Origin of the sequence: Gilliamella sp. Fer4-1, from assembly GCF_001690515.1 — a bacterium.
Classification (GTDB): domain Bacteria; phylum Pseudomonadota; class Gammaproteobacteria; order Enterobacterales; family Orbaceae; genus Gilliamella; species Gilliamella apicola_C.
This window is the reverse complement of sequence record NZ_LZGZ01000110.1, coordinates 1-13,583: the sequence shown is the minus strand read 5'-3', so window position 1 is coordinate 13,583 and position 13,583 is coordinate 1. Positions and strand designations below refer to the sequence as shown.

The window sequence follows — 13,583 nt, the reverse complement described above, 5'->3', positions numbered from 1 at the left end:
ATTTTTTCTCAAAAAATTTGGTATTAAAAAAGTCATAATGATAAGCATAATTGCTTGGACTCTCAGATTTGGTTTATTTGCATTTGGTGATCCAACGCCTTTCGGGTTTGCACTACTTATGCTTTCAATGATCGTTTACGGCTGTGCATTCGACTTTTTTAATATTTCAGGCTCTATTTTTATTGAAAAAGAAGTTAACTCAAATATTCGAGCTAGCGCTCAAGGACTATTTATGACCATGGTCAACGGAATTGGTGCTTATTTTGGCTCAATTTTAAGTGGTGTTGTTGTTGACATCTGTACGCATAATGGTGTTAAGGATTGGCAAACAATTTGGTTAATTTTTGCTTGTTATGCACTTGTGCTAGGTATTGTTTTTTATTATTCATTTAATTATAACTATACTAAAAACAATTCTGTAGAGTAATCCCTTGTTTATGTAGATTAGCGGACTTTAGAATATCACTTATCACTGTTTTGCTACATTTTTTAAATAAATGAGTTAAAAGCCATAGGGGGGCGAATAAAACAAGTCCCCCTAGGGCTTTTATTGTGTTTTTTGTCGATATATTCAACAATGTTATTTTTTTAGTGTTACGAGATTTAATTATGAAAGATAAATTTTTAGGTGGTTTTTTGGTTTTCTTAGGTGCATGTAGTTTTGGTGTGCTTTCTTCAATTGTAAAAACTGCTTATAAAACGGGCTATACACTAGGCGAAGTTACTGGTGTCCAGTGTTTTTTGGGGATGCTAATGTTATGGAGCCTTCACCTTATTGTTAAAACAATCCGCAAGCCCAAAACAACAACGGATAATGCATTATCAAATTCGGCTACTAAAATACCTCAACTAACAAAAAAATGGAAGGTTTTTGCCGTTGGGCTTTTTCCTGGGTTAGTAGGTATTTGTTATTATCAATGCGTGCAACTAGTACCTGCATCAATTGCAATTATTTTATTAATGCAATATTTATGGATTAGTGTCATTATTGATTTTGTTATTTTCAAAAATAAACCCTCTATTACCCAACTAATCACCGTTATTGTGATTATTTCTGGAAGTAGCTTAGCAGCTGGTATTTTTAATCAAGATATTAGTTTAAATTTAACAGGTTGCTTTTTCGGCTTTCTAGCTGCGCTAATGTATTCGCTCTTTATTAGTTCTAGTAGCAATATTGGTAATGAATTACCTAAACTTGAAAAAAGTGCTTTAATGATTACTGGCGCATGCTTTATCACCTTTTTAATTTTTCCACCTTTGTTTTTCTTTAAGCTTGATATTAGCGATAAACTATATCAATTAGGATTTTTATTAGCATTACTTGGAACTGTGTTACCTCCTTTTTTATTTTCGATCGGAATACCTAGAATAGGTATTTCTTTGAGTGCGATTCTGTCAGCTGCAGAGCTACCTGTTGCGGTGACTTGTTCATTTTTTTATTTGCATGAATCGGTTTATTTTAACCAATGGGTAGGCGTGATTATCATCCTGCTCACAATTGCTTTGCCGAACTTAAAAAACATAAAAAAGTGAATTAACTCAAAATAACTGGGTAGGCGAATACCCTACCCTTATTATTTATTTTAGTTGTTTTTGGCTCATTTTATTTAAAAATTAATTAATAATCGTTTTTAAAACAATATAAACCCGTATAGTTTATTGTAAGTCATTTTTAACCATTAAATAACATACTACTTTAAGTAAAAGATTAGTTGCATTTAAAAAACAATCCAGCCCACCTTTAGCTTATTATTAAGCATTGATTAGATACTTAACTGAAGTGTTGAATAACATTTATATTTATTATTTAGTAAAAAAGTGGTATAATAGTTCAACTTCGTCTTGATTAATAAATAGTGAACTAGCTTTATTTGTTAGTATTGCAAAAGCAATGAAGTAATAATGCCCTCGGGTATTGAAAACCTAATTTATCATCACCATATCTATAGTTGTTTTGTCAATTTAGCTAGCTTTGCTAAAATTTAGTCCAAAGATGAATAACTTTATAAGTCACTCTATTTTTACGCATTAGCAATCAAACATGTTAAAAATTATTATGATAGATGTGTTAGTTTTACATTGTATTTATGAGGTTTAAAGAAGAACCTTTAACAAAAAAAATTATATCTAGCAATATTATTGAACTCTCCAAAACTAAATGTGTCTTAATAAGAGTCATGACTCTTGAGATGTTTTAGTCAAGTATTAAGTAAAGGCGTTGTGCTGTTGATACCGTCTTCGCCTTTAAAACATGACCTATAAGTAAATAAGGCTATTTAGCCTAGCCTTAGAATATAACAATTGATATTTTGAGTATTAGTATGTTACGAACATGCTTTAGTTATTTTTCATTTGGAACTGTTTATCTAGCGAAGGCTGTTACCAATAGCCTTTTATTTTTTAAACTTTTTTGCTTTGTAATTCGAACTCATTAGTTTGAATATTTCTTGAAGAATTAAAATAACTATTTGAAATATTATTGATCTTTATATTAAAGCGCCATGTTACCCTGAAAGATCTTTACGTAAAATGTAACAATCGCTTTTTGGTATTGAAGGTCTTGTTACCTTTTTCTTTTAATTAAAAAGGAAGTGACAGAATGAAGACATTTAAAAAACCTTTATTTACCTTAGTACATAGCAATGATGCAATACCTGAACATAGAACACTAGCTTATTTAGATCCTACATTAAATTATTATACTGATCATATTGATGAGATTATTGCATTACGTGTTAAGGAACTTAAATTACACCATTCAGAATATAGGGAGTATCATGATAGTAATAGAATTAATAAAGGCGGTTTTTCCTTTATTTTTAATGAAATATTTGAATCAGAGCACCATAAAAAGCAGATTAGTATGCTGAAAGATGAAATTGCTATTGCCAAAGAATCTAATAAGATAAAAGAGTTATTAGATACTCGAATCAAAAAAATCGCTAACGCTTACCCTGAGTTGCAGTTTAATTTTAATGATATGCAAGCTTTACCCGCTAAAGTTAAAGAGTATCTTTTTGCTCCACCTTTAATTTTAACTGATGATAATGCAATTATGCTTTGGGATGATTAAGCTTTGGAATATCACAAGAAGTAGAATAAAGAGTAACACACTAAGCACGGCCACAACATTATAGCAATAGTAGGAAACAAAAAAGCTCAAAATATGAGCTTTTTTGTGTTTGCAGTTAACTATTAAATGCACTTTCACCATGGCTATTGATGTCAAGCCCTTCTCTTTCATGTTCTTCCGATACACGCAAACCAACGCACAGATCTGCAATTTTATAAGAAATAAAAGAAATAACCGTGGTCCAAATTACACAAGTTATAATACTCATCAACTGAATGCCAACTTGGCTTACCATAGTAATACCTTGTGTATAACCGACACCGCCTAATGATTCTGATGCAAATACACCTGTTAATATGCAACCGACGATGCCACATACACCATGTACACCAAATACGTCACAAGTGTCATCAATTTTTAAAATTCGTTTGAGTGTTGATACGCCCCAAACACCAGCAAAACCACAAATAAAGCCAATTAACATAGCCCCACCTACTCCGACTAGACCTGCGGCTGGTGTTACCCCAACTAATCCTGCTATTACACCCGATGCAGAACCAAGACAAGACGGTTTTCCGCGAAAGAACCATTCAGCCAATGTCCATGCTAAAACTGCTGCGGCAGTTGCTGCAACTGTATTAATAAAAGCTAAACCAGCAATTTCGTCAGCATGTGTTGATGAGCCGGCGTTGAAACCAAACCATCCAATATAAAGAATGGCTGCACCAAGATAAACATAAGGTAAGTTAAACGGTTTTAGTGGTTCACGATTATAGCCAATTCGATTTTTGATAAAATAAGCACCAATTATTCCTGCAACCGCTGCATTAATATGTACTACAGTGCCACCTGCAAAATCAAGTGCTCCCTCATCACCTAAGATACCACCACCCCATACCATATGCGCCATAGGAATATACGAAAATGTAAACCATAGCACCATAAAAATGAGTACTGCTGAAAAACGAATCCGTTCAGCAAAAGCTCCCAGAATTAAACAACAGGTAATGCAAGCGAACGATCCTTGGAATGCGACCCAAATTAATTCATAAATAGCTCCTGATACATTATTAATACTTATACCTATTAATAATGCGTGATTCAAATTTCCATAAAACCAGTTACCCTCTCCAAAAGCAAGTGAATAACCATAAACAATCCATAACACAGAAATTAACGAAAAAACAACCAATACTTGTGTTAACATCGATAACACATTTTTAGAGCGCAACAAGCCACCATAAAATAAAGCAATGCCCGGAATAGACATAAAAAGAACTAATGTTGTGCAAATCATCATAAATCCATTATCGGCTTTATCAGCTATGTCAACTTCACCAGCAAAAGCAGAGCTTGAAAACAAAATCATTAAACATAAAATAGCTTTTTTCAACATAATTATACCTTTAACAATAAATTACAGCGCCGAGTCATCGGTTTCACCAGTGCGTATACGCACTACATGTTCAAGTTCAGTGACAAAAATTTTGCCATCGCCAATTTTGCCAGTATGCGCAGCCTTAGCCACAGTGCTAATAACCTCGTCAAGCTGATCATCGCTAATGGCTAAGTCGATTTTAACTTTAGGTAAAAAATTGACATTATATTCGGCACCACGATATAGCTCTGCATGGCCTTTTTGACGCCCAAAACCTTTAACTTCAGTGACAGTTAATCCTGTAATACCTATATTAGATAACGCTTCTCTAACTTCTTCTAACTTGAAAGGTTTTATAACTACAGTAACTAATTTCATTCAATGCTCCTAATAAATTTGAAATACAAAATGAATAATGCAAAGAACATGCCAGAAATTGATAACTTGAACTAAATTGAATTATTTAAGAAGAATATGGAAGTAGTTGAGGTAAAGATCTAGTCTTAATCGTTTTTACCGATGATGAGTAATATAAATAATCGCGGTTTCTTTAGATATTTTAACTATTAGCCACGCACTAATCTGGTGCCAATGCATATTAGTAGTGCCCAATCATTTAATCAATTGCTACAAACTAGAATGTGGCCATTAACTTGCGATATTCATCATAAGCAAAGTGATCGGTCATACCGCTAATATAATCTTGCAATAATCGGCATCGGTAATAAAATTCCATACAAGCGAAACTTGTTTTATTTGAATTAAGTTCGCTGATTGCTTGTTTATAAGCTACACAATGTTTTGAGGATAATTTATGATATAAGCGTGTCTCAATGGGATAATGTTTGTGATGTTGATTGTCAACCAATTTTAAAAAGTCATGAGTTGGCATATTAAGCAATGGACTATAAATATCAAGCAATCCACTAATAATTCGGTACCCTTGAAGTTCAATATTTTCGACCGATTCATGATTGAATACATGTTCAAATCCAACTTTTTTAAAAATATTTAATAACTTATATTCAGCGCTATGATCTTCAAGTAAAGCATGATTAAATGATCCATGATAGATTGCTTCAATATTTTCAATAACACGTTCCGCTGCATGGGGTACCAGCTTACCTATAGTGTTAACACGTAAATACATAAAGAACTGATCAATACCAATAGCATCAAATCCATTCTGTTTTAAGTTCTCATAAGGTCGATTAACAACGGTATCAAACAGATCGTCTTTTTTAACTGGTCCCCATGCTTCTGCTAGGTATGCGTAGAGCTGTTTTACTGTTAGGATTTTCTTTTCAACAGCATCTTCTAGATCTGCAATGCAATATGAGATATCGTCGGCAGCTTCCATAATGTAGGTCAATGGATATCGATGGAACGGTTTAATATCGAGCTGTTTAGATAGCTCTTTTATAAATGGCTCTTCTGATAAATAATAACCTGGTTTTTTCATTAAATAAGAAAATTCAGCCGGCACTTGTTTAGACCAATAGGCCGGTTTGGAATATTTGAGAATTGAGGCAATTTGTGAATAGGTTAAATTAAGACGCAATATTGTATGCACTAATCGAATTGCTTGTGCATTACCTTCAAAATTAGATAGATCTTGGCGGATTTTTATTTTAAGTTTTTTGATTTCATCGGTATCGTTATCATTTATATCAAGCGCACTATAAGCTGTCGGTTTTCCAAGCCCTAGGTGTAACATAAACCATTGATTAATAGCAGCCTCACCAAAATGGCCAAATGGGGGATTGCCAATATCGTGCATTAAACAGGCCATCTCAACCAGACTTTCGATAGCCATTACGCAATTATCACATCCATATTTTTCTAGTTGCTTAGATTTGCTTAGTCGATTGACGATTTCTTTAACAATATAGCGACCCACTTGTTGCACTTCCATTGAATGAGTTAGCCGTGTTCTAACCACTGAATTTCGTTCTAGTGGAAAAACTTGCGTTTTTTGTTGTAATCGACGAATGGCAGCGGAATTAATAATACGCTCACGATCGCTTTCAAAACAACGCACTATTGAGTACTCATCAGACAGTGTTTCACGCTGTTTACTGGCGTAACGCTGATAATTGATTTTTTGGTTGAAGTTAACCATGGATCTACCCTTAAATTTAATCGCCTTAATTGGTTTAACTCACTAAATCACAATAATTTTTGTTTTGCCCATTCAATACTTATTTGATAATCACAAGGCAATAGCAATATTAAAGTGTCTAATGTTTTTAGCAGTTTATCAGGTTGATTATGAGTTAAGTTTAAATGCCCTACTTTACGCCCAACTCGGACTTCTTTTTCATACCAATGTAGATGAACTAAATCGATAGATAACCAATTAATATTTAATTCTGTGCCAATTAAATTAACCATAACCGAAGGTGCAAACACATCAGGTTTAGGTAATGGTAGTCCTAATATAGCTCGAAGATGTAGCTCAAATTGGCTTATTGAGGCACCATTTTGCGTCCAATGTCCACTATTATGCACACGTGGTGCAAGTTCATTGATCAGTAAGTCATCACCAACAATAAAACATTCCATTGCCATCACACCAATATAATTTAATTTATGCATAATGGCAGATAGCATTTTTTCAGCTTTTGCCTGTAATAATGAGTGGAAAGCATTAGGTAATGCAACACTCATTTTTAATATGCCATCTTGATGTAAGTTATGAGTAAGAGGGTAAAATACTGTTTCACCTTTTGCGTTACGAGCGCCCACTAATGACATCTCTTCGTCAAATGGAATAGCTTGTTCAACAATAGCATGCTGATAGAGATCATCTGGCACGTTTATTGGGTTATTAACCGAAATTCGCCATTGCCCTCGCCCATCATAACCACCAGTGCGGCGTTTAACAATTAATAACTCACCCAGTTCGGTAAACAGTTTTTGCCAATCCTGAGATTGATTAAGCAAAAACCATTTGGCGGTAGGTAAACCAAGTTGATCGAGTAGCTGTTTTTGCGTTAAACGATCAGCAATAAGCGGAAAGATATCTCGATTAATAAAATGAGGGTGTTTAGCTAGAATCTGTGTAAATGGCGTATCTGACCAACGTTCTATTTCGGCAGTTATCACTGATTGTTGATATGGAATTGTCGCAGGTTCTTCCTCTAATCCTACAGGGTAGACTTTAATGCCTAATGGTTCACCAGCTTGTCTAAGCATCCGGCCTAATTGACCATTACCAAGCACACAAACAGATTGCATTTCCATATTATGCATCCGCTCTTGGGTCAGGATGACTTAATACATCATCCGTTTGAGTTAATCGCCATGTTGATAAACGTTGATAAATAGCTTTATCATGCAAAGCTAAAATTTGCGCAGCAAGTAATGCCGCATTGGCTGCCCCCGATTTGCCTATTGCCAATGTGCCAACAGGAATGCCTTTAGGCATTTGCACAATGGAATATAAGCTATCAACACCACTTAGGGTAGCAGTTTGCACGGGAACACCGAATACAGGAACGAGTGTTTTGGCTGCTAACATGCCAGGTAAATGAGCAGCACCACCAGCACCCGCAATGATCACATCAAAGCCTTTTTGCTTAGCATCTTCGGCAAAGCGAAATAATTTATCAGGAGTACGGTGAGCAGAAACGATTTCAACATGGTAGGGAATAATCAATGTATCAAGAATATCAGCGGCATGTTGCATTGTATTCCAATCACTTTTAGATCCCATAACAATGGCAATTTTAGGTTGAGTGTGCATAGCAAATGTGAGAATAATTAAAATAGAATGTATGCAAAGTATACACTAAAATTTTGTTAATGGGGATCATAATGGCTTTATCACTTAGCAACAAAAAAGCTACAATTAACGAGGTAAAGAAAATGACCTTAGTGGTATCGCCGAATATTATCGGCGATAATAGAAAAACTAGGATTTTACTGCAGCCACGATTTTAATTTCTATCAAATATTCTTTTTTCATTAACTCAGCTTGCACTGTACAACGTACTGGTGCACTACCTTTAGCTACCCATTCGTCCCATGCTTTATTCATAGCTGCAAAGTCACTTTTATTAACTAAAAATAATGTTACATCTAATATACGTGATTTATCACTGTTAGCTCGGGCTAATATTTTGTCAATTTCAGCTAATGCACTTTTGGTCTGCACATAAGCGTCATTTTCAAGATTAGTAGGAACGCTTGTGTAATAAATAACGTTATTATGGATCACAGCTTCAGACCAACGATCATCTGGATCAATTCGTGTTATTGTCATCTTTTTTCCTTGTTAAATGTGCCATCAAGATACTTTTATAAAATCCGCACGTAATTTTTTTATTTCATCACGCAACACACCTGCTTTTTCAAATTCAAGATTTTGAGCAGCTTCATACATCATTGCTTCAAGTTCTTTCACTTTTGCTTGTACTTCTTTAACTGAAACATAATGGTATGGTTTGCCTGGTTCAAATGTCTGTACTTTGGCTGTTGACTTTTTAGTGCTTAAACCTGCTTCTAATATGTCTTTAATTTCTTTGCGTACCGATTTTGGTGTAATGCCATGCGTTGTATTAAAGTCTTCTTGTTTTTTTCGACGGCGAGCAGTTTCGTCAATCGTTTTTTGCATAGCTGGCGTTATTCTATCAGCATACAATATGGCTTTACCATTCACATTTCGAGCTGCGCGCCCAACGGTTTGAATGAGAGAACTTTCCGAGCGCAAAAAACCTTCGCGATCAGCATCTAATATTGCCACTAAAGAGACTTCTGGTATATCTAGCCCTTCTCTTAATAAGTTAATCCCAACGAGTACATCCACTTTTCCTAAGCGTAAATCTCGAATTATTTCCATTCGTTCAACTGTGTTGATATCTGAATGTAAGTATTTTACATTGACACTATGTTCTGACAAATAGTCAGTTAAGTTCTCTGCCATACGTTTAGTTAGTGTAGTTACTAATATTCGCTCGTCGTTATTAATACGAATTTTGATTTCAGATAGCAGATCATCAACTTGTGTAGCAACGGGTCTAACCTCGATAATAGGATCGAGCAGCCCCGTAGGCCTAACTACTTGCTCAATGATTTCTCCACCAGATTTTTCTATTTCATATTTGGCTGGTGTTGCTGATACATAAATAGTTTGTGGCATAATATTTTCAAATTCAGTAAACTTTAAAGGTCGATTGTCTAGCGCTGATGGTAAGCGGAATCCATATTCAACCAAATTAAGTTTTCGTGAACGATCACCATTATACATTGCCCCCAATTGCGGAATAGCAACATGAGATTCGTCAATAAACAATAAACCATCTGCTGGCAAGTAATCAAATAACGTTGCAGGCGGATCACCTGGATTGCGTTGAGCTAGAAAGCGTGAGTAATTTTCTATTCCAGAGCAATAACCAAGTTCACTCATCATTTCAATATCAAATAATGTTCGTTGGGTTAAACGTTGCTCTTCCAATAGGCGATTATTGTCTAATAACACCTTTTGCCGTTCTTTTAGCTCCTGTTTAATTTGTGCTATGGCATTTTCCATAATATTTCTTGGTGTAACATAGTGCGTTTTTGGATAAATGGTGATTCGCGATACTTCACTAACACTGCTACCAGTTAAAGGGTCGAACATTACAATACGATCGACTTCATCATCAAATAGCTCAACACGTACAGCAAGCTCATCAGAGTCAGCAGGAAAAATATCTATCACGTCCCCCCTCACGCGAAACGTACCACGACTAAAGTTTATTTCGTTACGAGTGTATTGCAATTCAGCCAAACGAGTTAAGATTGATCGCTGATCAGTAATCGTGCCTTTTGTTAAGTGCAATATCATCGACATATAAGTTTCTGGCGCACCTAAACCATAAATAGCCGAAACCGAAGCAACGATCACAACATCACGCCGTTCTAATAGTGATTTAGTGGCAGAAAGGCGCATTTGTTCTATATGTTCATTGATTGATGCATCTTTTTCAATAAAAGTATCAGTTGATGGCACATAAGATTCAGGTTGATAGTAATCATAATAAGATACAAAATATTCCACCGCATTTTCCGGGAAAAAAGCCTTCATTTCTCCATATAACTGGGCTGCTAATGTTTTATTGGGCGCCAAAATGATTGTAGGGCGGTTATGCTGAGCAATAACATTTGCCATAGTAAATGTTTTACCTGATCCTGTTACCCCTAATAAAGTTTGATGTGCAATTCCGTCATCCAGATTTTGATTAATTTTTTTTATAGCTTCAGGTTGATCACCAGCGGGCTTAAATTCGGAACATAATTTAAAGTTTTTCATTACTCACAACCTAATATTTTACCTATTAATAAAAAATTATCCCCAAAAGGACTTGACCTTTAAAAATCTTCTATTTTTTGTTCAGTTTCCTTTTTAATTTATAAAAAAGACAACAAACACACCTCTTGATTTATGATATCCTATTGATATTAAACAAAAAACATTTTTGTGCTTAAGTTGCAATCAAATCAAGAAAAATCCTGATAGTGACTGAGGTTAGCGCTTTTTTCAATAAACTATTAACAGAGTTATCCACAGGTAACGGGGATAACTTCATAAGTGTAGCCTTTATAAAATGTTTTCATTTATCAAGATAAATTTTCAAAAAAAAATCCTTTTTATTTTGAAGATCATTTCTATTTTTAACATCAATTTTAATAGATCTAACTAATTATTTTACTTAGCTGTTCAATTTTATATTGATAGCTATGATCAAACTCAGGAACAAAAGTTAATCGATGTGTGATGCATTTTGGGGCATCCTCAGCATGATGGGAAACAAATATCAACTGTGTGTGCCCCTCATTAATTAAACGATCTACCCAGCGTTTTACTAATTCTCTATTAAGATGATCAAGTCCTTGTAACGGTTCATCTAAAATAAGCAGTGTCGGATGTTTGACCAAAGCTCTGGCAATAAGTATTAACCTTTGTTGCCCCCAAGAAAGCGACTGAAACGGTTTATCGGCTTGCGCTTGCAATCCTAGCAATTGTAACCATTCATCAACCAGTTTAGCTTGTTTATCACTTGTTGCTTGGTAAACACCAATCGAATCAAAATAGCCAGACAATAACACGGTTTTAACACTAGAACTAACACGATAATTCAAATGCAGGCTACTGCTCACATAACCGATATGGCGTTTAATATCCCAAATCGTTTCACCCGAACCACGTTTGCGCCCAAATAAAGTAAGATCATTGCTATATCCTTGCGGATGATCGCCTGTTATTAAACTTAATAACGTTGATTTACCTGCGCCATTAGGTCCAACAATTTGCCAATTTTGCTTGGCTTTTACTTGCCAAGTTAATCCATTAATAATTGCTTTATCATCATAATAGACATAACCATTTTTTAATATGACACGATCTAATTGATCGGCTAATGGTGTTGGGGGTTCATCGGCCTCTGGTAAGGACATATTGGGTATATTTTCTAAATCAGCTAATTGCTTAACTATTGTATCGTTTAATATTGTGCGCTTTGTGTCAATTTTCAATAGTTGACAATCGGCTAATATGCCAATATTTTCGATAAAAGTAGGGATCTCGTTAAATCGATTTAAAACAAGAGCAATAGTGACTCCTTGCTTTGCAAGCACTGCAAGTATTTCTACTAAATTTTCACGGGATGCGACATCTAAACCATCAAAAGGTTCATCTAATATTAAAAAATCAGGTTGTTGCATTAGCGCTCGGCAGATTAGCGTTTTACGTGTTTCCCCTGTTGAAAGATATTTAAAACGTCTAAGTAATAAATGTTCAATCCCAAATTGTTGTGCTAGTTGCTGGCAAAGCTCTTGATTACTCATATTTTGTTGAATAATTTGTTTAGTGCTCAGCCCCGTATCATTTTCACCTTCACTTAACATGTCAGTATTGTTTCGCTTCCATTCATCATTAATCAGTTTTTGAAGTTGTTCAAAAGAGATATGAACTATAGATTTAAATTGATTGATAATTTTCCCTGATAATTGTTTTTGTTTGCCTGCCAATGCTTTAGCAAGTACAGATTTACCACTGCCATTACGCCCTACAAAAGCAACATTACCAGCTTGTTGAATTGTTAATGATTCAATAGTAAAAACTTGGTAGTCATTAATTTTAAAATGTGCATTTTCTATCTGTAGCATGATAACCTCATATTACTAAACTAATGTAGTAACAATAATATGTTGTGGATTAATAGATAGTTTAACCTGTTTACCTATAATTAATCTCGATTGCTTAATTTCATTAACTAATTTGCTAGCATAGAGCACTATGCCAGAGGGTAGCGAACAAGCGATTTCACTCCATTTGCCATCAGTCGTGATTTTTTCAATAGTGACCGATAGGCAGTTCTCATTAACATCGTTCAATTCAATTAAGGGAGCTTTAATTAGCAACAAGACTGTTTTATCTGTACCCAACTTTAACCGTTCAATACTTGGTTGAGTGATGTAAGCTTTTAGCTCTGTTTTATTATCACTTAACTGCACAGTAATAAATCCAGCAATCCCACTTGTTTGAATCTGTTTAACAGCACCATATAACTGATTACGTGCACTAGTTTGCAAAGATAAACTGGCTGTGGCTTTTAAAATATCATCTAATGGAATTTTGTCGTCACTAAGAATATTAAATGCTTTTTGTTGTAGATGAGTTAATAATTCATAAAGTTGAATAAACCTAACAGCATAGGCACTTAACTTAGTTCCTCCTCCATTTTTACCACCAATTGCTGTAATTAAAAAAGGCTTAGGCGCTAGCTTGTTAATCTCATTGATAGCGTCCCATGCTGTTTTATAGCTGACACCAATTTCCTTGGCAGCTTGACTTAATGACCCCGTTTGTTCAATAGCTTTTAACAACGCAATGCGCCTCGGGTCGGTAAATAGCTGTTGATGAATATTCAACGTTAATAAAATTTCAGGAGAAAACATAATGTAACACCATGAACAATCAACTAATTAAAGGAAAGAGTAAGGTAATTATTGTAGACCCTTTTTGACATTCCTTCAAAAAAGTTAAAAATCTTATTGGTTGTTTTATAAAAAACCGTTTTATAGAATTTGTTTAATTGTACTTTATAGATAAAGTTTGTTATTATCGATATGTTATTTTTTATATAG

Annotated in this window: 12 protein-coding genes; 3 read left to right on the top strand and 9 right to left on the bottom strand. The window is 34.6% G+C overall.

All coding sequences use genetic code 11. The features are described from left to right. From A9G30_RS04055 to A9G30_RS04045, 3 genes are all read left to right on the top strand, one after another. Positions 1–427: MFS transporter (locus A9G30_RS04055; protein WP_141671982.1), on the top strand; the 427-nt coding region annotated here is incomplete at its 5' end. Between the two features lie 182 nt (positions 428–609). Continuing rightward, positions 610–1,533, top strand: coding sequence for an EamA family transporter (locus A9G30_RS04050; protein ID WP_065588139.1), 924 nt, complete (start codon positions 610–612; stop codon positions 1,531–1,533). 1,066 nt (positions 1,534–2,599) lie between these two features. Next, positions 2,600–3,073, top strand: coding sequence for a hypothetical protein (locus tag A9G30_RS04045; protein WP_065583466.1), 474 nt, complete (start codon positions 2,600–2,602; stop codon positions 3,071–3,073). A 115-nt stretch (positions 3,074–3,188) separates the two neighbouring features. Here the strand turns inward: A9G30_RS04045 and amtB are convergent, their stop codons facing one another. From amtB to A9G30_RS04000, 9 genes are all read right to left on the bottom strand, one after another. Then, positions 3,189–4,469: an ammonium transporter AmtB gene (amtB, locus tag A9G30_RS04040; protein ID WP_065588136.1), complete on the bottom strand. Its 1,281-nt coding sequence runs from the start codon at positions 4,467–4,469 to the stop codon at positions 3,189–3,191. Positions 4,470–4,490: 21 nt separating this feature from the next. Next, positions 4,491–4,829 (bottom strand): P-II family nitrogen regulator, encoded by a 339-nt coding sequence (glnK, locus tag A9G30_RS04035; protein WP_065588135.1) that lies wholly within the window; start codon positions 4,827–4,829, stop codon positions 4,491–4,493. 256 nt (positions 4,830–5,085) lie between these two features. Continuing rightward, positions 5,086–6,573, bottom strand: coding sequence for a dGTPase (gene dgt / locus A9G30_RS04030; protein ID WP_065588134.1), 1,488 nt, complete (start codon positions 6,571–6,573; stop codon positions 5,086–5,088). A gap of 47 nt (positions 6,574–6,620) precedes the next feature. Then, a complete protein-coding gene (purK, locus tag A9G30_RS04025) occupies positions 6,621–7,691 on the bottom strand; it encodes a 5-(carboxyamino)imidazole ribonucleotide synthase (protein WP_065588138.1) in 1,071 nt (356 codons plus the stop codon). Positions 7,692–7,698: 7 nt separating this feature from the next. Continuing rightward, positions 7,699–8,199, bottom strand: coding sequence for a 5-(carboxyamino)imidazole ribonucleotide mutase (purE, locus tag A9G30_RS04020; RefSeq protein ID WP_065588133.1), 501 nt, complete (start codon positions 8,197–8,199; stop codon positions 7,699–7,701). Between the two features lie 168 nt (positions 8,200–8,367). Then, positions 8,368–8,718 (bottom strand): RidA family protein, encoded by a 351-nt coding sequence (locus A9G30_RS04015; RefSeq protein WP_065588132.1) that lies wholly within the window; start codon positions 8,716–8,718, stop codon positions 8,368–8,370. Positions 8,719–8,742: 24 nt separating this feature from the next. After that, positions 8,743–10,746: an excinuclease ABC subunit UvrB gene (uvrB, locus tag A9G30_RS04010; protein ID WP_065588131.1), complete on the bottom strand. Its 2,004-nt coding sequence runs from the start codon at positions 10,744–10,746 to the stop codon at positions 8,743–8,745. A 383-nt stretch (positions 10,747–11,129) separates the two neighbouring features. Continuing rightward, complete coding sequence (modF, locus tag A9G30_RS04005) at positions 11,130–12,602, bottom strand: molybdate ABC transporter ATP-binding protein ModF (RefSeq protein ID WP_065588130.1); 1,473 nt, start codon at positions 12,600–12,602, stop codon at positions 11,130–11,132. A 15-nt stretch (positions 12,603–12,617) separates the two neighbouring features. Further along, entirely contained in the window at positions 12,618–13,394 is a 777-nt protein-coding gene (locus A9G30_RS04000; protein WP_065583472.1) for a TOBE domain-containing protein, read from the bottom strand. Positions 13,395–13,583: the final 189 nt, after the last annotated feature.

What these genes read in the sequence shown, in the direction of transcription:
- dgt (WP_065588134.1), bottom strand. Translation starts at nt 6,573, where the DNA reads ATGGTTAACTTCAACCAAAAAATCAATTATCAGCGTTACGCCAGTAAA.
- A9G30_RS04045 (WP_065583466.1), top strand. Translation starts at nt 2,600, where the DNA reads ATGAAGACATTTAAAAAACCTTTATTTACCTTAGTACATAGCAATGAT.
- amtB (WP_065588136.1), bottom strand. Translation starts at nt 4,469, where the DNA reads ATGTTGAAAAAAGCTATTTTATGTTTAATGATTTTGTTTTCAAGCTCT.
- modF (WP_065588130.1), bottom strand. Translation starts at nt 12,602, where the DNA reads ATGCTACAGATAGAAAATGCACATTTTAAAATTAATGACTACCAAGTT.
- A9G30_RS04000 (WP_065583472.1), bottom strand. Translation starts at nt 13,394, where the DNA reads ATGTTTTCTCCTGAAATTTTATTAACGTTGAATATTCATCAACAGCTA.
- A9G30_RS04015 (WP_065588132.1), bottom strand. Translation starts at nt 8,718, where the DNA reads ATGACAATAACACGAATTGATCCAGATGATCGTTGGTCTGAAGCTGTG.
- uvrB (WP_065588131.1), bottom strand. Translation starts at nt 10,746, where the DNA reads ATGAAAAACTTTAAATTATGTTCCGAATTTAAGCCCGCTGGTGATCAA.
- A9G30_RS04050 (WP_065588139.1), top strand. Translation starts at nt 610, where the DNA reads ATGAAAGATAAATTTTTAGGTGGTTTTTTGGTTTTCTTAGGTGCATGT.
- purE (WP_065588133.1), bottom strand. Translation starts at nt 8,199, where the DNA reads ATGCACACTCAACCTAAAATTGCCATTGTTATGGGATCTAAAAGTGAT.
- glnK (WP_065588135.1), bottom strand. Translation starts at nt 4,829, where the DNA reads ATGAAATTAGTTACTGTAGTTATAAAACCTTTCAAGTTAGAAGAAGTT.
- purK (WP_065588138.1), bottom strand. Translation starts at nt 7,691, where the DNA reads ATGCAATCTGTTTGTGTGCTTGGTAATGGTCAATTAGGCCGGATGCTT.